Origin of the sequence: Microbispora sp. NPDC088329 (assembly GCF_040685655.1) — a bacterium.
In the GTDB taxonomy this organism is placed as follows: domain Bacteria; phylum Actinomycetota; class Actinomycetes; order Streptosporangiales; family Streptosporangiaceae; genus Microbispora.
Window position 1 is genome coordinate 75,583 of sequence record NZ_JBFBIP010000021.1, and the last position, 17,407, is coordinate 92,989.

General features: G+C 70.7%; 16 protein-coding genes and 1 tRNA gene. 8 read left to right on the forward strand and 9 right to left on the reverse strand.

The features are described from left to right. Positions 1-43: 43 nt before the first annotated feature. A complete protein-coding gene (locus AB0O28_RS31040; protein WP_363646108.1) occupies positions 44-2,782 on the reverse strand; it encodes a cellulose binding domain-containing protein in 2,739 nt (912 codons plus the stop codon). Positions 2,783-3,023: 241 nt separating this feature from the next. On the opposite strand from AB0O28_RS31040, the gene AB0O28_RS31045 reads away from it, so the two are divergent. After that, positions 3,024-3,851 carry a patatin-like phospholipase family protein gene (locus AB0O28_RS31045; RefSeq protein WP_363646109.1) on the forward strand — a complete coding sequence of 276 codons (828 nt, stop codon included), beginning with the start codon at positions 3,024-3,026 and terminating at the stop codon, positions 3,849-3,851. A 130-nt stretch (positions 3,852-3,981) separates the two neighbouring features. Here the strand turns inward: AB0O28_RS31045 and AB0O28_RS31050 are convergent, their stop codons facing one another. Then, entirely contained in the window at positions 3,982-4,179 is a 198-nt protein-coding gene (locus tag AB0O28_RS31050) for a DUF2795 domain-containing protein (RefSeq protein ID WP_363646110.1), read from the reverse strand. Positions 4,180-4,365: 186 nt separating this feature from the next. Between AB0O28_RS31050 and AB0O28_RS31055 the strand changes: the two genes are divergently transcribed. After that, complete coding sequence (locus AB0O28_RS31055; protein ID WP_363646111.1) at positions 4,366-6,039, forward strand: sodium:solute symporter family protein; 1,674 nt, start codon at positions 4,366-4,368, stop codon at positions 6,037-6,039. 9 nt (positions 6,040-6,048) lie between these two features. Beyond that, the gene (locus tag AB0O28_RS31060) at positions 6,049-6,288 is read left to right on the forward strand and encodes a hypothetical protein (protein WP_363646112.1); all 240 of its coding nucleotides are present in this window, start codon (positions 6,049-6,051) and stop codon (positions 6,286-6,288) included. Between the two features lie 45 nt (positions 6,289-6,333). Here AB0O28_RS31060 and AB0O28_RS31065 read toward each other — a convergent pair whose 3' ends face one another. Continuing rightward, complete coding sequence (locus AB0O28_RS31065) at positions 6,334-7,035, reverse strand: TetR family transcriptional regulator (protein ID WP_363646181.1); 702 nt, start codon at positions 7,033-7,035, stop codon at positions 6,334-6,336. Between the two features lie 47 nt (positions 7,036-7,082). Between AB0O28_RS31065 and AB0O28_RS31070 the strand changes: the two genes are divergently transcribed. From AB0O28_RS31070 to AB0O28_RS31085, 4 genes are all read left to right on the forward strand, one after another. Beyond that, positions 7,083-7,964, forward strand: coding sequence for a hypothetical protein (locus AB0O28_RS31070; RefSeq protein WP_363646113.1), 882 nt, complete (start codon positions 7,083-7,085; stop codon positions 7,962-7,964). Next, entirely contained in the window at positions 7,961-9,292 is a 1,332-nt protein-coding gene (locus tag AB0O28_RS31075; RefSeq protein WP_363646114.1) for an isoprenylcysteine carboxylmethyltransferase family protein, read from the forward strand. Before AB0O28_RS31070 ends, AB0O28_RS31075 begins: the two co-directional genes overlap by 4 nt. 67 nt (positions 9,293-9,359) lie before the next feature. After that, positions 9,360-10,259, forward strand: coding sequence for an SDR family NAD(P)-dependent oxidoreductase (locus AB0O28_RS31080; protein WP_363646115.1), 900 nt, complete (start codon positions 9,360-9,362; stop codon positions 10,257-10,259). Between the two features lie 186 nt (positions 10,260-10,445). Beyond that, positions 10,446-11,027 carry a helix-turn-helix domain-containing protein gene (locus tag AB0O28_RS31085; protein WP_363646116.1) on the forward strand — a complete coding sequence of 194 codons (582 nt, stop codon included), beginning with the start codon at positions 10,446-10,448 and terminating at the stop codon, positions 11,025-11,027. 11 nt (positions 11,028-11,038) lie between these two features. On the opposite strand, the gene AB0O28_RS31090 is transcribed toward AB0O28_RS31085, so the two are convergent. Further along, positions 11,039-12,055 carry a substrate-binding domain-containing protein gene (locus AB0O28_RS31090; RefSeq protein ID WP_363646117.1) on the reverse strand — a complete coding sequence of 339 codons (1,017 nt, stop codon included), beginning with the start codon at positions 12,053-12,055 and terminating at the stop codon, positions 11,039-11,041. A 242-nt stretch (positions 12,056-12,297) separates the two neighbouring features. On the opposite strand from AB0O28_RS31090, the gene AB0O28_RS31095 reads away from it, so the two are divergent. Beyond that, positions 12,298-12,374 (forward strand) — tRNA-Ile (locus AB0O28_RS31095). Between the two features lie 245 nt (positions 12,375-12,619). Here the strand turns inward: AB0O28_RS31095 and AB0O28_RS31100 are convergent. From AB0O28_RS31100 to AB0O28_RS31120, 5 genes are read right to left on the reverse strand one after another with little or no spacing between them, the layout of a single operon-like run. Next, positions 12,620-13,981, reverse strand: a complete 1,362-nt coding sequence (locus AB0O28_RS31100) for a tyrosine-type recombinase/integrase (RefSeq protein ID WP_363646118.1) — start codon at positions 13,979-13,981, stop codon at positions 12,620-12,622. Next, on the reverse strand, positions 13,978-14,169 hold the full coding sequence (locus AB0O28_RS31105) for a helix-turn-helix domain-containing protein (RefSeq protein WP_363646119.1): 192 nt from the start codon (positions 14,167-14,169) through the stop codon (positions 13,978-13,980). The genes AB0O28_RS31100 and AB0O28_RS31105 overlap by 4 nt, the downstream gene beginning before the upstream one ends. After that, entirely contained in the window at positions 14,166-15,740 is a 1,575-nt protein-coding gene (locus AB0O28_RS31110; RefSeq protein WP_363646182.1) for a replication initiator, read from the reverse strand. Before AB0O28_RS31110 ends, AB0O28_RS31105 begins: the two co-directional genes overlap by 4 nt. Positions 15,741-15,778: 38 nt before the next feature. After that, entirely contained in the window at positions 15,779-15,934 is a 156-nt protein-coding gene (locus AB0O28_RS31115) for a hypothetical protein (RefSeq protein WP_167530332.1), read from the reverse strand. Continuing rightward, a complete protein-coding gene (locus AB0O28_RS31120; RefSeq protein ID WP_363646120.1) occupies positions 15,927-17,366 on the reverse strand; it encodes an FtsK/SpoIIIE domain-containing protein in 1,440 nt (479 codons plus the stop codon). Before AB0O28_RS31120 ends, AB0O28_RS31115 begins: the two co-directional genes overlap by 8 nt. Positions 17,367-17,407: the final 41 nt, after the last annotated feature.

Sequence of the window (17,407 nt, forward strand, 5' to 3'; positions counted from 1 at the left end):
CGCCGCTCGGGCGGCGCATCCGCACGGCCGTTGCCGTGCTATCTCACGAGGCGGCGCAGGTCACCGGCGACGGCACGGCGTTGGCGCCGTTCCAGCTCGCCTGGAACCCGAACGTGGCGGACGCCCCGGAACCGACCGAGCCGTTGTAGCTCACGTTGGTGACCGTGACGTTCGCCCCGGACTGGCTCACCGTGCCGTTCCAGAGCTGGCTGATCGTCTGGCCGTTAGCGAAGGCCCACTTGACGCTCCAGCCGCTGATCGGGGCGCTGCCGGTGTTCTTCACCGTGACCTCGCCCTGGAAGCCGCCCGGCCACTGGTTGACGACGTTGTACGTCGCCGAGCACGCCTTGCCGCCGCTGCCCGACGGGCTCGCCGAAGGCGACGGGCTCGGGGAGGGGCTGGGCGAGGGCGACGGGCTGGGCGACGGGGACACAGAGGGGGACGCCGACGGGGACGCCGACGGCGAGACCGAAGCGGACGCCGACGGGGAGGGGGACGGCGAGGTCCCGCCGTTGCGGTCGCTGTAGATGACGCCCCGGCCGTTGGTGCCGAGGTAGACCCTGCCGTAGATCCGCGGGTCGCCGGTCAGGGCCTCGCCCGCGTTCCCGTACTGGTGCTGGTCGTCGTTGATGCGCACCCAGCTCGCGCCGGTGTCGTCGGACCGGAACAGGCCCTGCACGCCGTCCACCGTGCCCATCAGGTAGAGGGCCTGGTAGGTCTTGCCGGGCGCCGCCTTGCCGAAGCCGATGTTGATCGAGCTGCCGACGTTCGACAGCTTGGTGAACGAGGCGCCCGAGTTGGTGGAGTGCCACAGGCCGCCCTCACCGGCCAGCCAGATGTCGCCCTCCTTGCCGGGCAGCGCCTTGAAGTGCACGCCGGTCGTGGGCAGCCCGGTCGCCGCGGTGGCGGCGAAGCTCGCACCGCCGTTGGTGCTCACGTAGAACTTGCCGCCGGAGAAGGCGTAGAACTTCTGGGCGTTCACCCGGTCGGACTCGACGATCGCGCCCGCCGGGACGCCGCTGGATGCGCTCCAGCTGTTGCCGTAGCCGACGGAGTAGACGACCTGTATGCCGGGGTCGCCCGGCGCCCACACGAAGCGGCTGCCGTCGGCCGCCGCGGCGACGGTGCCGCCGTTGTTGACGCCGCCCGGCTCGGTGCCCTGGAACCAGTTGGCCCCGCCGTCGGTGGAGAAGGCCACGTGGCTGTCGTTCGGCCGATCGGAGTCGGTGAAGTTGCCGGCCCGCACCATCACGCTCGGGTTGGTCTCGGCGTAGTCGAGCGAGGTCGTGGAGGTGAAGACGGGCTGGGTGAACATCATGGACGGCACGGCGTCGAGGTTGGTGTGCCGGAAGCCGCCGATGTCGCCGAGCGCGCTGATCAGCGGGGCGCCGGTCGGCGGGCTGATCAGGTCGAGCACGGCGGTCTCCTCGAGGCCCTTCACCATCGGCTTGATCGTGAACTGGCCGCCGGAGTCCCACTTGGTGAGGTCGGTGGTGCCGTAGATCGTCGCGCCGGTGCCGTACATCATCCGGTCGGAGTCGAACGGGTCGATCTCCACCGACTCGTTCATCCAGCCGAGCTTGGGCGTGACCTCCGGGGGCTGCGGGTTGGTCCCGAAGGTCAGCCACGGCGCGGCGGAGATGTCCATCTTGTAGCGGAAGCTGCGCTCCGGGTAGGACGTCCAGTCCCAGATGCGGGTCCAGGTCGCGCCGCTGTCGGTGCTCCGCCAGAAGATGGCGTCGGGCCACCAGGAGACCTGGGTGGCGACCATGATGGTCTTCGGGTTCTGCCGGTCGATGGTCAGGCCGCTGTAGCCGAAGTAGTCGTCGCCGCTGCTGGACGGGATCGGGCTGATCTGGGTCCAGGTGCCGGTGGCGGTGGCGTAGCGCCACACGTCGCCCTTGCCGCCGTCGTACGGGCCGCCGGTGTCGCTGGTGGCGATGTAGAGGTAGCCGTTGACCGTGTCGAGCACGCCCTTGTGGGCGATGTAGCCGGTGGGCTGCCCGGCGACGCGCTCCCACGAGGTGCCGCCGTTGGTGGTGCGGTAGACCGTGTTGCTCTTGTCGGCCACGCCGACGTAGATGGTCTGGGTGGCGTTGCCCGACGTGCCGGTGCGCTTGTCGAAGGTCACCCAGACAACGCCCTGGTTGTCACCGTTGTAGGCGTCTCCGGGGCTGGCGACGTAGTTGCCGGCGTTCGGGAAGTTGGTCACCTTGGACCACGTCGCACCGGAGTCGGTGCTCCGCCACAGGCCGTTGCCGCTGGGCGCGCCGAAGTAGAGGACGCTGTTCTTGTTCGGGTCCACGGCGAGGCGCTCGCCCATGCCGCGGCCAGGCATGTTGCCGCCCAGCTTGAACGGCAGCGGGGCCACCTGCCAGGTGTCGCCCTTGTTCGACGAGCGCAGGATCGCGCCGTTGTTGGGGTCCCAGCTGTTGGTGTACATGCCGACGGCGGCGTACACCTTGTTGGCGTCCACCGGGTCGGGGGCCACACTGACGACGCCGTTGTAGCCCCAGTTGGACTGGCCGACCCAGTCGAGCAGCGGCGTCCAGGTCTGGGACGACTGGTTCCACCGGTACGCGCCGCCGATGTCGGTGCGCGCGTAGATCAGGTCCTTCTGGACGGGGCTGAAGACGATGCCGGGCACGAAGCCGCCCCCGGCGATCTGGACGTTCTTGAAGGTGTACGGATCGGCCGCGACGGCCGACACCGGGCTCATCCTGATCACGGCCGTGACCAGGGCCACGGCGGCGACCACGAGCATGGTTGCGAATCTTCGCATGGACGGTTTTCCCTCCGAGCATGGACAACCGGCCATGCACGACCAGGTGGGGACCCTGACCGTCCTTCTGCCACGTGCATGGAAATCTGAAGGGAAGATTCACACATCCGCAGAAGCCGCGTCAATAGTTTGGCGTCCAGACAAATCGCAACCGGTTTCAGCGCCCGGCGGACCGCCTCCATGCAGCGCGTTTTGTCATGATTCGGCCGGAGCACGGCGACTGGTGGAACATAATTCCGGCATGACTACTGCTCTCGTGCTCGGCGGCGGAGGAGTCGCCGGCATCGCCTGGGAGGCGGGAATCGTCACCGGCCTGCGCCGCCTCGGCGTGGACCTGGGGACGGCGGACCGCATCATCGGCACCTCTGCCGGCTCGGTCGTCGGAACGCTCGTCGCCACCGGCGCCGACCTGGAGAAGGCCGTCGCCCACCAGGCGAAGGTGGACACGGGCCCGCCCCCGGCCATCGATCACATGAACGAGGTCATGCAGGCGTTCGCCATCATGTTCGACCCGAACCTCGACCGGCGGGAGGCCCGGCGGCGGGTCGGCCAGATGGCCCTGGCGGCCAGGGTCGACCATTACGCCGACCGGCTCGCGGCGGTCGGCGAACGGCTGCCGGTCAAGGAGTGGCCCGAGCGCGAGCTGCTGATCACCAGTGTGGACGCGGCCACCGGTGAGTTCGTGGTGTGGGACCGGTCCTCCGGCGCGCCGCTGGTGCTCGCCGTCGCGTCGAGCTGCGCCGTGCCGATGGTCTTCCCGCCGGTGGAGATCAACGGCCGCAAGTACGTGGACGGCGGGGTCCGTTCGGCGACCAACGCCGACCTCGCGGCGGGCGCCCGCGCGCTCGTGGTGCTCGAACCGCTCGGCAACCTGACCCCCCGGGCCGTCCTCGACGCCGAGATGGCGGAGGCGGGCGCGGCGGCGTCGCACGTCGTCCATCCGGACGAGGCGGCGGTCGCGGTGTTCGGACAGAACGTGCTCGACCCGGCCCTGTGGGGACCGGCCTTCGAGGCGGGGATCAACCAGGCCGCCGCCCTCGCCGAGCCGATCGCCGCCGTCTGGTCCTGACCAGCGCCCCCTGATTCGCGCCCCCTGACCCGCGCACCGGCCGCGCCGAGACGCGAGGAGGCGGCACGAGCGGGCGGCCGGCGCGGGAACGCCTCGTCCCGCACCGGCCGCCCCACGCCGGGACCACCTGTCACTTGGCCTCGGTGACCGCCTTGCTGACCGCGTTGGGGCCGTCGTACTGCCGGTCCGGGATGCGTTCCAGCGCGTCGATGATCTTTTCGTCCGCGCCCTGGTCACGGGCCGTGCGGACCAGGTCCGACTTGCCGGCCGGGTAGTCGACGCCCTTCAGGTGCTTCTGCAACTGGATCGGGTTCGGTGTGTCGGCCATGACGTGCCTCCCTTCGTCGGTGTTCTCCTGCTCTCCCTCGCCTACCCCCCTGCTCCCCCGCCACTCTGGACTCCGTCGCGCGCCTTCCCACCGGCTTTGCGATGCCCTCACCTGGGCTTTTGTCACGATTGGGTATACAGGGGCGACGGTTGTGAAAGGCCGATACCTGCGGGTAGCTGGCGTGGCGTGCCTGATGCCCAATTGCTGGCCGCACAGGATCTGCGGCTCGACGTCAACGTCCTGGACTACGTGATCCTCGCCCTGTACTTCCTCGTGGTACTGGGAATCGGCTTCGCCGCCAAGCGGGCCGTACGGACGAGTCTGGACTTCTTCCTCTCGGGCCGCGCACTTCCCGCCTGGATCACCGGCCTGGCCTTCATGTCCGCCAACCTCGGCGCCACCGAGGTCCTCGGCATGGCGGCGAACGGCGCGCAGTACGGCGCGATGACCCTGCACTACTACTGGATCGGCGCGGTCCCCGCCATGGTGTTCCTCGGCGTCGTGATGATGCCGTTCTACTACCGGTCCAAGGTGCACAGCGTCCCCGAGTTCATGCGCCGGCGCTTCAACGGGGCGACCCAGCTGCTCAACGCCGGGACCTTCGCCGTCGCGCAGATCCTCATCGCCGGGATCAACCTGTACGCGCTGGCGCTCATCATGGACGCCCTGCTCGGGTGGCCGCTGTGGCTGTCGATCATCGTGTCGGCCGCGATCGTGCTGGCGTACATCACGCTCGGCGGCCTGTCCTCGGCGATCTACAACGAGGTCATGCAGTTCTTCGTGATCGTCGCCGGGCTCGTGCCGGTCGTGATCATCGGCCTGACCCGGGTCGGCGGCTTCTCCGGGCTCGGCGAGAAGGTCAGGCAGAGCGTGCTCGGCGAGGGCGGGCTGCACACCTGGGCGCACACCGCCGGCACCGGCAACCCGCTCGACGCCAACTGGATCGGCATCGTCTTCGGCCTCGGCTTCGTGCTGTCCTTCGGCTACTGGACCACGAACTTCGCCGAGGTGCAGCGCGCGCTGTCGGCACGCAACACCAACGCGGCCCGGCTGACCCCGATCGTCGCGGCCTACCCGAAGCTCGTGATCCCGATCGTCACCGTGATCCCCGGTCTCGTCGCGCTCGTGCTCTTCAACAACCTCGGCAAGGACGGCGGGCCGACGTACAACGAGGCGATCCCGCTGCTCATGAACGAGTTCCTGCCCAACGGTGTGCTCGGCGTCGCGGTGACCGGCCTGCTCGCGTCGTTCATGGCCGGCATGGCCGCCAACATCAGCGGCTTCAACACGGTCTTCACGCAGGACATCTGGAAGGCGCACATCAACGGCGACCACCCCGACGAGTGGTACGTGCGGCTCGGCCGCATCGCGACCGTGGTGGGCGTCCTCGCCGGAATCGGCACCGCGTTCATCGCCGCGGGCTTCGGCAACATCATGAATTACCTGCAGTCGCTGTTCTCGTTCTTCAACGCCCCGCTGTTCGCGACGTTCATCATCGGCCTGTTCTGGCGGCGGATGACCGCCTGGGCGGGCTTCTGGGGCCTGCTGAGCGGCACGGTCTGCGCCTTCGCCTCGTACATCCTCTACAAGGCGGGCGTGTTCGACTTCGGCACCGAGCTGAACGCGAGCTTCTGGGGCGCCGGCATCGCCTTCGTGGTCGACGCGATCGTCTCCGTCGTGGTCACGCTCGCCACCACCCCCAAGCCGGACAGCGAGCTGCGCGGGCTCGTCTACGGCCTGAGCGACGCGTCCGTCTCCGACGACGCGCTGGCGGGAGACGCCGCCTGGTACCGCTCCCCCGTGATCCTCGGCGCCGGGGCGGTGGTCCTCGCCGCGGCGTTCTACCTGCCCTTCCTGTAGGAGGTTTCCATGGCCGCCCCGCAACGGCTGTTCGACATCCGCCGGGTGATCGGTGGTCTGTTCCTGGTGTACGGACTGATCCTCACGGTCACCGGCCTGTTCGACGGCGCCCAGGAGATCCAGAAGGCCGAGGGCATCCGCATCAACCTGTGGACGGGCATCGCGATGCTCGTCGTCGGCGGCGCGTTCCTGCTCTGGGAACGCCTGCGCCCGTCCGACGCCCCCGCCCCCTCCGACGAAGAGGAGTGAGACTCCCCCGGCCGCGGTCGCGTCGCCGATGCGACCGCGGCTCTTTCATTCCGGCGTCCCTTCCGGCGTTTCCTTCGGCGAGTCGGCGGCGGGCGGACGGCGGCGCCGGGGCATCCGCAGGGTGAGCAGGCGGGCGCGCGGCGCGACCCGTGCCGCGAGGCCGAACAACGCCTCGGTCCGCGTACGGTCCGCGTCGAGGTACGTGAACAGATTGACGCCCAGGTAGAAGGTGATCGCGGCGTACGCCACGTCACGCGGCGGCATGAGCCGCGCCAGCGGTGAGCCTCCGATGACCCGCTCCAGCGTCTGCTCCACGAAGTCGATCCAGGGATCGGCCCGTTTGACGATCTCCGCGCGCAGCTCGGGGCGGGCGATGCTGGCGCCGACCAGCTCGGAGAACAGCGTGATGTGCCCGCCGTCGATGTCGGCCCTGTAGACCCTGGTCGCGGCCTCCACCAGCTCCTCCAAGGTCGAGGCCCCCGCGACCGTCTCCCGGTGGGCCCGCATGCGCTCCTCCGACGAACGGTCGAACGCGGCCAGCAACAGCGGATCGACGCCGCCGAAGTGGTAGAAGACCAGCGCCGAGTTGACGCCCGCCGTCTTCGCGATCGTCCGGGCGCTCGTGCCCGCGTACCCCTGGGTCCTCAACGTCTCCGCCGCCGCCTCGATGAGCCGGTCGCGCGTCTCCGCGCCCGAGTCCCGCTTGCCCGTCAATCCGCCTCCCTTGACAACACCCTCGATCCTCATCATACGGTTTAATCAATCGATTAAATCCATCGCTCAAGGAGCGCCGTATGGAGACGGAAAAACGGGGGCGGCCCCGGCTCGTCCTGGTCGTGATGCTGGCCGGGCTGTTCGCCGCCTACCTGCTCTACGTGGTGCTCCACGCGGGCCGCCTGGAGCAGACCTCGCTGTTCTACGTGGGCATCCCGATGGCCATCGCGATCACCGTGGCGCTGACGGCGCGGCCGAAGAGCGCCACGGGCGTCGCCATGGCCACGACCACGATCGGCCTCGCGCTGGCCGGGCCGCTGCTCGGCGAGGGCGTCGTCTGCCTGCTGATGTCGGCCCCGCTCTTCTTCCTGGTCGCCTTCATCGTCGGAAACGCCGTCGACTACGTCCGCCGTCACAACCGGCACGCCGTGGCCGTCGTCGCTCCGCTGTTGCTGGCCGCCCTGTTGGAAGGCGCGACGCCGTTCACCTCGCTGCCGCGCGACGAGGAGGTCACGGCGGTCGCCACGGCGACGCGGGACGTCGACCTCGAGGCCGCCCTGGCCCGCCCGCCCGCCTTCGGCCCGATCACCTCGCCGCTGCTGCGGCTCGGTTTTCCCCGGCCGCTCGGCGCCGAGGGGCACGGGCTCGCCGTCGGGGACACCCGTACGATCACGTTCACGCCCCGGCGGTCCCTCGGGATCAACGCCCCGCTCGAACCGCGCGCCATGACGCTGCGGGTCGCCGAGCGCTCCCCCGGCCGTGCGGTCTTCCGGGTGGAGCGCGACACGACCCTCGCCCGGTGGATGGACCTGCGCGAGGCCGAGTTCCGCTGGCGGGGACGCCGCCTGGAGGTCGCCTTCCGCTACCGGCGCACCTTCGACCCGGGCTGGTACTTCGGGCCGCTCCAGCGGTACGCCGCGACGCAGGCGGCCGGTTATCTCGCCGCGACCTTCACCTCGTGATCACGAACGCGCCGGCACAGGTGGCGGATGCCGCTGTCACGCTCCTGCGCGGCGCGGCCCTGTTCGGCCCGCTCGCCGCCGTCCTGGCCGCGACAGCCGTACGCCGGCCGTCCGAGCGGGCGATCGCCGCGATGATCCTCGCGACGGCCTGGAACCTGCTCGCCCTCGCCCCGGTCAACGTGATCGCGGTGCGGGCCGGCTGGTGGTCCTTCTCCGCCCGGGGCGCGGTGGTGGAGGGGGTCCCGGTGGACCTGCTGTCCGGCTGGGCGCTGCTGTGGGGGGCCCTGCCGTGGGGGGTGCTGCCCGCGCGCGCCGCCCGCGACCTCCCGCTTCCGCTGACCGTCCTCACGCTCGCCTGGCTGGACCTCGCGTTCATGCCCCTGGCCCGCCCGCTCGTCCGGCTCGGCGGCGACTGGTTGTACGGCGAGGCGCTCGCGGTGACACTCGGTCTGGTGCCCGGCCTTCTGCTCGCCCGCTGGACCGTACGCGGCGTCGCCGTGGCCGGGCGGGCGACGCTCCAGGCGGTGCTCGCGGGCGGGCTCATGCTCGGGCTGCCGGTCGCGCTCACCGGGGTGTGGCGGCAGCCCGGCTGGCTCGCCGGCCTCGGCGTCCAGGTGCTGGCCGTGCCGCTGACGCTCGGCCTGGCGGCCGTCCGGGAGTTCGCGGCGGCCGGCGGCACACCGCTGCCGTACGACGCGCCGCGCCGCCTGGTCACCAGCGGGCCGTACGCCTATGTGCGCAATCCGATGCAGGTGTCGATGGTCGCGAGCTACCTGCTGCTCGGCGTTCTGGACGTCCGCTTCCTCGCGGCGGCATGCGTGACCGTCGCGTACGGCGCCGGGCTCGCGGCATGGCACGAGGGCGAGCAGCTCGCCGGCCGCTTCGGCGGCGCCTGGGTCGCCTATCGGGCGTCCGTACGAGCCTGGCTGCCCCGCCTGCGGCCGTCGCCCGTCACGACGGCGGCGGTCGTCCACGTGTCGGCGACGTGCGGGCAGTGCGCGCCCGTCGGCGGATGGATCCTGCGCCACGCCCCGGTCGCCCTCCGGGTGCGCCCGGCCGAGGCGCATCCCCGTGGCCTGCGCCGGATGACGTACGAGCGCGCGGACGGGCTGCGGGCCGAAGGGGTGGCGGCCCTCGCCCACGCCGCGTCGCACCTCCATCTCGGCTGGGCGCTCGCCGGCTGGGTCCTGCTGCTGCCCGGCCTGGGCTGGTTCGCACAACTGTGCGCCGACGCCTTCGGGGCCGGGCCGCGGAGCGTGCCGTCCTGGTCCGCGGACCGGGGGACGGACCTGGACGACGGGCATACGGATCGCATACGAACCGGATAGTTCATCCGATTGTGCTACCGTCCCACCTACCGGATGAACTATCCGGTTTATCTGGATGGAGGGGCTCATGACGAAGACAGCCGTGGTCACGGCCGGCACGGGGGGCATCGGCCTGGAAACCGCGCTGGGGCTGGCCGCCGCCGGGTTCGCGGTCACTGTGGTCGGGCGCGACCCCGGCCGGGGAGCCAGGGCGGTTGAGCGGATCAACGCGACGCGACCGGCGCACCCCGGCCGGTTCCTGTCCGCCGACCTCGCCTCGCTCGACCAGGTCCGCGCGCTGGCCGGCCGCATCGCCGCCGAGCACGCCGCGTCGGGGGAACCCTTGACGGTGCTGGTCAACAACGTCGGGGCGATGTTCGCCGAGCGCACCGACCTGGGCGGCGTCGAGGCGTCGTTCGTCGTCAACCACCTCTCGCCGTACCTGCTGACCGAACTGCTGCTGCCCACGCTCACCGCCGGGGCGCCGAGCAGGATCGTGAACGTGACCTCGGGCGCGGTCGGCACCGCCAAGCGAGTGTTCGACGCCGTCGAGCCGCCGGGCGGCTACTACGGCTTCCACTGGTACGGCCGCGCCAAGCTCGCCAACCTCGCCTACACGCTCGACCTGGCGAGGCGGCTGGACGGCACGGGCGTGTCGGTCTTCGCCGCCGATCCCGGGGGCGCCGCGACCGACATGACCAACGGCACCCTGACCGACCCGAAAATCGTCTCTCCCGCCCTGCGGCTGCTGTGGCCGCTGGTGCGCCGCACGTTCGAACGCTCCACCTCCGGTCCGGCGTCCGCGGCGGCCAGGCCCTCGATCACCGCCGCCACCGACCACGCGCTGACCGGCCGGACCGGTCTCGTCATCGGGCCCCAGGCTCACCCCGTCGCCCCGTTCCGCGCGGCGACCGACCGCCGCATCGCCGAGGCCGTACGCCTGCTCAGCGAAACCCACGCGCCTGTGGCGGCCGGAACGGATGCCTGACCATCCGCGGGCGCGTCCCCGGGCGCCCGCCGTGTCGCCCTGTCAGCGCCGGCTCGTTCTCGTCGCTCTCCCGGGGCACACGCCGGACTCCCGCCGCGGGCAGCCCGGCAACCGGGTCCCCCCGGAGCGCCCGCATATGATCGGACGAGCCCGTGAACCACGACGAGCATCCTGGATTCTTCCCACATGACGAGCACGCAGCTGCGCAAAGACGCCGCCCGCAACTGGGAGCGGATCGTCGCCATCGCCCGGGACCTGGTCGACCAGGGCACGGCATTGCAGCTCAACGACGTCGCACGCCGGGCAGGCCTCGGCGTCGCCACGGTCTACCGGCACTTCGCCACCCCCGAGGCACTGCTGGAGGCCGTCGCCGCTCCCTGCCTGGAAGCCCTGGCCGCGCACGGCGAGCAGGCTTTGGCGGACACCGACCCCCGGCGCGCTCTGGAGGGCTTCCTGCACCGCATCGTCGAAGCACAGGTCACCGACGCCGCCCTGCCCCCGGTCGCCGCGGCGACCACGGACGCCCTGCCGCGCACCACGGAACTCAAGAAGTCGCTGGCGTCCGCCGGCACGGCGCTGCTCGAGCGGGCCCGCCATGCCGGAGTCGTCCGTCCCGACCTCGCCGCCACCGACCTCGTCCCGCTCATGTGCGGCATCGCCCACGCCGTGACCGTCCACGGCGGCACCCCCGCCGACCGGGTCGGCACCGCCCGCCGGTACCTCGCCACCCTGCTCGAAGGCATGCGCCCCACACCGCATGCCGGCTGAGCGCGGACGTATCAGTGCGGGGGCGCGCTCTGTCCGCGGGCGGTCCCGGGATCGGGGGCCTTGTGAGTCGCCGTTCTCGTGACCACGACGGGCGGGACCAGCACCGCCGGGATCGAAACCGTCGTCCCGTTGGCCACGACGGCCGTGCCGTACACCGTCCTGCCGCCCGCGAGCTCGACCGCCAGCTTGGCGGCGGCGGACGCCTCGGCCGCGGCGTCGGTGCCCACAGTGGCCGTCTGCGTGCCGGCCCTTACACGTCCCAGCGCGGCGGGCCGCCCGCCATACCCGATCAACGGCACCCCGGCCATTCCCGTCCTCGCCATCTCGGCCGCGACGGCCTCCGCCGCCGCTTCGCTCGCGCAGCACACGCCCGCCACCTTCGCGGGCCCGCCGAGCGCGGCGACGGCCGCCGCCACCTCGCCCACCGCCTCCTCCGGCCGTGCCACGTCCCGTTCCCAGCCGACCCTTACCCGGCCGTCGAGCACGGCGTGCAGGCCCCGCTTCACCCGCGCGGCGTAGGGGTCCGAGGCGGGTCCGTTGAGAAGCAGCACCGGCCCGGCGACCTTCATGGCCCCGAGCAGCGCCAGTGCCTGCTCCCGCCCGACGCGTGCCGGATCCGTCGCGACGTAGGCGTCCACCGGCCCGTTCGCCAGCCGGCCGTACGCGATGACCTTCGCCCCCGAGAGCTTGGCCCTGGCCACCCAGGGGGCGGCGACCTCGGGATCCACCGCGCCGAGGACCAGCACCCGCACGCCGTCGGCCAGCATCCGGCCGATCTGCCGTCCCTGCCGGGCCCGATCACCCCCGGCGTTCGCGTACTGGACGTGGCAGCGCGGGCACAGCGACGCCAGGGCCCGGGTGAACAGAGGCCGGTCAGGTCCCTCGCCGGGAAGCAGCAGGCCGACGGTGAAGCCCTCACCCACGTCACCGACCGCTCCGAGTTCCGCTCCCGGCTGCGGCCCGCCCTGCCCGCAGGCGGGAAGGGACATCAGGAGCAGCACGCAGACGCCCGCCAGTCGTCTCCCCACGGGGCACCCTCCGATTCGTTGCGGAGCCACGTTTCGCAGAGCCGTCGTGTGGCGCGTTGTCGCCTCATACGTCACATACCCGGACATACGGCGCATGACTCGCAGAGGAACAATCAGGCCCCAGCACGGACGATCAACCGACAGGACGAGCCGGGTGTGATTACGCCCAGGGCCGAAGGCCGCCGCTCACCTCCGCGCGCCGATCCCCTCTCCCGCTAAGTTGTGAGAGACTCCACCATTGCGGGGCGGTAGCTCAGCCGGTCAGAGCATCGGACTCATAATCCGTGGGTCGTGGGTTCAAGTCCCACCCGCCCTACCACGTTTGATCAGGGAAACCCTGCCTGAGCTGCGGCTTCTCTATTGATCATGCTTGCCTGACATGCAGCCGTAGGCCACCGAGAGCCGCCGTTTGTCGCCAGTCACGGGATATACGCGGGATGACGCGGACCACGTTTTCCCAGGTCGCGATGCGGTTTCCGGTGCATCTGCGGGATGGGTACCCGCCTCTGGAAACGCCGAAGGGTCCCGGAGTGACCCGAGACCCTGAGACGAGGCTGTAGGCGTTCACCCGACGAGGGCCGCCTGTATCCGCTGATTGGCGATCTCACGCTGTCCGTCGATGCACTTGGCGTAGACCCGAAGCATCACGTCAATGCCGTGACCGGCGCGCTCCGCCGCTTCCGGGGCGTGGACCCCGGCGTTGAGCCAGAGGGACACGGCCGCGTGGCGCAGGTCGTACGGCCGGGCCGCCAGGGGCGAGGCGACCTGCTCGGGCGTCAGCGCGTACGTCCGAGCCTCCTTCCAGATCTTCGCGTAGGCCGAGGCCGAGATGACGCCCCCGGTCCGCGTGCGGAAGAGCCGGCCGTCCTTGGCCGTGCCGTACGTCTCCAGGTGCGTGCGCAGGATCGCGACCAGTTCCGGCGGGATGGGAACGACCCGCGTAGTACCGTCCGCACGGTGCTTGAGGCCCCGTTCGTCGAACCCCTCCCCCGAGTCGGTGAACCGCTTGCCGCTCTGCGGCCGGGTCTTCTCCAGCGTCAGCAGGCCCCAGCCAGTTTCGGGAAGGTGGCAGTCCTTCTCACGTAGCCCGGCCGCCTCGGCGGGGCGCAGGCCGCCGAAGTACATGCAGGCGAACATCGCGGCCAGCATCGGGCCGCGCGTCCGGCCGCAGTAGGTGAGCGCGACGAGGAGCTCTCGCGCCTGGGCCGGGTTGACGACGGATCGCCGATCTACCTCCCCGCTCGTCTTGGGGCGGCGCAGCTTCACCCGGTCGAGCGGATTTGCCGAAAGCTCTTCCAGCTCAACCGCGTACTCCAGGGCGTGATGGAAGACGGCTCTCTTGCGCCGAAAGGTGGACGCCGCGGCGGCCTTGCCGTCGAGGAGGAGCGCGAGAGCGTCCAGGGCCGCCCTGGCGTGCTTGGCGTCCTCCAGCGCCGTCAAGGGCAGCGAGGCCGCTTCCAGCCAGCGCAGCGCCGCCGCGATCTCCGGCGAGGGGGCCGGGCGACGGCCGGCCGGGATGAAGGCGAACTCGCGCAGCGCCCGCCGCAGAGTCTCGTCATCGGGGCGGCCCGGCCGGTCGCCGGTGAGCACGGGCGTGACGTTGGACAGCGCGTCCGTCATGCCCTCCCGGCTCTTGGCCGCCGAGTGAGGCCAGCGGGTCTCAACGTACGCGACGGCGAAGGCGAACCAGGTGCGCGCCTTCTTGGCCTTGAGCATGAATTCCGGGAGGCCGGTCTCCACGTCGAACGCCTCGCCGCGCTTGGCGGCCTGCCGCAGGTCGGACAGCCAGTTGTCCGCGAGCGCCTTGGTCCCGAAGCTCTTGGACTTCTCCCGGCCGCCGACCTTCCAGCGCACCTCATAGGACGGCTTCTTGCTCGACTTGTTCCGCCTGGTCTCCCAGAACTTCACGTCATAGGAGGCGTTCACGCGACCTCCCGGAGGCTCTCAAGCCAGGCGGTGAACTCGCTGCGGTAGATGCGGATCTCCCCGTTGGGGAGCTTGAAGCCCTCCGGAGCTTTGCCGATCTCACGCCAGCGGTAGAAGGTGCGGCGGGAGATGCCGCCGAGCGCGTCGAGGATCTCGGGAACCGTCATCAGCTTGTCGTCCTTCTTCATGCCGCCCTCCCTTCAGTTGCCGAAAGATCTTGGCCGTCTGCCTCGGTCTGGAGCCGGTCGAGGTGGTTGCGCCAGCGCTGGCGTTCGTGGACCGACCGCAGGAGCCGTACGCCGATCGGGGCCAGGTCGGGATCACCGGGTTTGACCGGTCGCCAGATGTAGCGGTGGGGGTCGACCGGCTCGTCAGGCAGGCCGAGGGCTTCCAGGACCCAAGTGCGGCGGTCCTGCTTGTGTTCCGTGAGGGTCTTGTTGGACCACTTCCTTGAGACCAGGACGCGGCGGCCCGCGTAGCCGAGGTGATCGGGCTTGTGTGCCTTGCCCTTGCACCGGCCCGGGGCCATGCCGGGCTTGGCGCCCTTGGGCTGCACCCCGTAGCGCAGCCAGTTCGGGCAGGTGGGTGAGCACGGCTCGAAGCGCAGGGCGTCGAGGAGCCGTTCGGCGTGGGCCTTGCGGCGTGGGTCGTCGGTGCCGAGGGCATCGCCGAGGCTCTTGGTCAGGTATTTCGACAGGTATTGAATGAGCTGATCGGCGTCCGGGGTTCCGGCGAGCACGCCCTTGATGTCGGCCTGGTCGCCGAAGCGGAGCACGTGCAGGGGTTCGGCGTCCTCGTCCTGGTCGAGGGCGTCGAGGGCCTGTTCCCAGGTCGGCAGGACTTCCCCCGTGGTCGGGTCGAGGTAGCCGGCCCCGTCCTCCCACACGGGCAGATGGTCACCCTCGAAACGAACCGTGTCCGTCGAAGGCCACCACACCTGGTGATACGTGGCCGCGATGATCTGCCGCAGCTCCGCACGCGGGAGGGTGCCGCGGATCGCCATGTGCAGATGCGGCGCGAGCCGCTTCTGAGGCTCGACGGTGGCGAAGTACTGCACGTCATAGCCCGCCACCCGGCGGAGGTTCTGCACGAAGCGATCCACGAGCTTGGAGAAGTGCAGCGCGTCCCGGGCGGCTCGGCCGTAGTCGTAGGCGTCCGGGTTGAGAGGCGCACCCTCCAGCACCCGCCCGTAGGAGGGCAGGGTGAGGGTGACGAACATCGACGGTCGGTAGACCTTGCCGTCCGAGCCGGTGAATGTCCGCCCCAACGTGGTCTTGATCATTTGCCGCTTGGGCAGGTCCGGGGCGTCCTGCCGCCGTTTGGTCGAGCGGGACCGCTTGCCGGAGGTACGGCCGAGGACGTTGCCGCGCATCCCAGCGGCGTTGATCTCCTCGTCCAGTTCCACGATCGCGGCGTCCAGGTCGGTGGTGTCGCCGCCGGCCTTTTCCACCTCGTCCCGCCATGCCTGGGCGTCGGCCCGCAGCTCGACGAGGTGACGCTGATACTCATCGGCGTTGTCCGGCAGGTTCACGGGTTCGTGGTCGAGGTGCCAGCCCTCCCGGCACTGCGCCCGCCGAAGTTGCCGGTTGCGCTTGGCGCACGGCGGGCACTTGCTCTCCAAGGTGGCCCCGCATGGCACGTCGATGACCTCAACCCGGCCGGTGAGGATGTCCTGCCGCCTCAGCGGAACCGGGCGGATACAGACCCCGTATTGCTTGGCGATCTCCTCGACGACGTCCCGGGCCAGCGGCATCGCCATGCGGACGGCGCGCGGGGTTGCCCTGTCGTTGGTGACTGTCACTGGTCACCGCCGGAGGGCTCGACGATCACGGTTGCCTTCTCGCCGCACTCGCGGCACTCGATGACGCCCCGGATGGGGTAGAGCCACAGCGCGTTGCGGGTGCCGCAGGCCGCGCAGGTGAGCTCGTCGAGCAGGTGGGAGATTTCAACCACAGGCGCGCGCCCCCGCCCTGCCGATCGAGAGGGTGGCGACCATGGCGCGGATGTCTTCGTCGGAGACGTACGCGGCCCGGACGCGGATCGGGTCGGGTGAGGTCTCCAGCCGGACGTAGCCGATGCCCGCGCCCTGCTCAGGGACGGGTGAGATGTGGTCGGCGAGCGCGCCCCGGTCGCGTGCGCCGTCGCCGAGGACCATGTCCACCTGTTCGCTCTCGTCGAGCCGGAGCGCGATCTTGTCGGGGAACAGGTTGCGGATGTTCATGACCTCCTTGCGCGGGTCCTGGAGTGCGGCCATGACGCCGACGCCGACCGCGCGGCCTTGTGTGGTGAGCGTGGCGAGGGCCGCTTTGGTCCGCTCGCGGAGGTGCTTGTCGGACTGGTAGGCGGTCAGGAAGGCGACCTCGTCGACGACGACCAGGACGAAGGGGTCGGCCACGGTGGGTGTGTGGGAGCGCTGGTTGCCGCCGAACCGGTCGGCCCGCTCCTGCATCACCGCCACGGCCGCCTCCAGCAGGTCCACGCACTCGGCCGGGGTCGCCGCATAGCGGAGGCCGAACAGGGCCCGGCCGAAGGACAGCTCCATCCGCTTGGGATCGAGCGCCCACACCTGCACCAGGCCCGCCCGCATCGCCGGGAGCAGGCCGCGGATGGCGCTCCACAGGTAGGAGCCCTTGCCCGCACCGGTCGCACCCGCGATCAGCACATGCGTGCCGTGGACCTTGAGCCGGTACGGCGTGCCGTCCTCACACCGGCCGATCTCGACCGGCCCCACCGAAGGCGTCTCAGGGATGGGGACGGCCGGCAACGGCTCGGCGAGGGGGTCATGCCGGGGCAGGGTCAGCACGAGCCGACCTGCCCGCACGATCGACACCCGGCAACTTCGGGCACCGAACCCGTGGGCGAGGTGGTCGGCCCGGTCGGTCCAGTCCTTGACCGCCTGCCCGTTCAGCATCTTCACGGTGACCAGGTCGGCCCACGAGGTACACCGCACCTTGACCAGTCGGGGCAGATAGTCCCGGCCGCGCAAGTGACGGCCGAGACCGGAGACGATCATCACCGGTTGCCAGTGCCGCCGGTAGACCCAGACCAGGCGCCACCAGGCCAGCAGCGGCCAGCCGACCACGCGCAGGAAGGAGTCCCGCTCCAGCAGCACCCACGACAGGCCCGTCGCGGGCAGGAAACCGGTCAGGACCACGGCCATGCGCCAGCCGTAGGCGAGGGTGACCACGACGGGGGCCAGGGCGACGGTGCAGGCGATCGGGTGCCGCCACAGGGTTCGGATCAGCCCGCGCAGCAGACGGGCCAGCCAGATCACGATGGTGACGATCGCGGGAGTTTGCATGACGGCCGGACGGAAGACGACGGCCGTGTCCGGGGTAGTGGAGACGAGGTTACGTGCCTCGTCTCCGGGCAGTCTTCTCAGCATTAGGCTGGAGTCCTCTCAAGCATTGGCGTGCGTGGGAGATC

Bases quoted from the DNA above. Each gene is read 5' to 3' on its own strand.
- AB0O28_RS31105 (WP_363646119.1), bottom strand. From the start codon at position 14,169: ATGAAGAAGGACGACAAGCTGATGACGGTTCCCGAGATCCTCGACGCG.
- AB0O28_RS31065 (WP_363646181.1), bottom strand. From the start codon at position 7,035: ATGAGGATCGAGGGTGTTGTCAAGGGAGGCGGATTGACGGGCAAGCGG.
- AB0O28_RS31080 (WP_363646115.1), top strand. From the start codon at position 9,360: ATGACGAAGACAGCCGTGGTCACGGCCGGCACGGGGGGCATCGGCCTG.
- AB0O28_RS31060 (WP_363646112.1), top strand. From the start codon at position 6,049: ATGGCCGCCCCGCAACGGCTGTTCGACATCCGCCGGGTGATCGGTGGT.
- AB0O28_RS31110 (WP_363646182.1), bottom strand. From the start codon at position 15,740: ATGGCGATGCCGCTGGCCCGGGACGTCGTCGAGGAGATCGCCAAGCAA.
- AB0O28_RS31120 (WP_363646120.1), bottom strand. From the start codon at position 17,366: ATGCTGAGAAGACTGCCCGGAGACGAGGCACGTAACCTCGTCTCCACT.
- AB0O28_RS31070 (WP_363646113.1), top strand. From the start codon at position 7,083: ATGGAGACGGAAAAACGGGGGCGGCCCCGGCTCGTCCTGGTCGTGATG.
- AB0O28_RS31050 (WP_363646110.1), bottom strand. From the start codon at position 4,179: ATGGCCGACACACCGAACCCGATCCAGTTGCAGAAGCACCTGAAGGGC.
- AB0O28_RS31040 (WP_363646108.1), bottom strand. From the start codon at position 2,782: ATGCGAAGATTCGCAACCATGCTCGTGGTCGCCGCCGTGGCCCTGGTC.
- AB0O28_RS31085 (WP_363646116.1), top strand. From the start codon at position 10,446: ATGACGAGCACGCAGCTGCGCAAAGACGCCGCCCGCAACTGGGAGCGG.
- AB0O28_RS31045 (WP_363646109.1), top strand. From the start codon at position 3,024: ATGACTACTGCTCTCGTGCTCGGCGGCGGAGGAGTCGCCGGCATCGCC.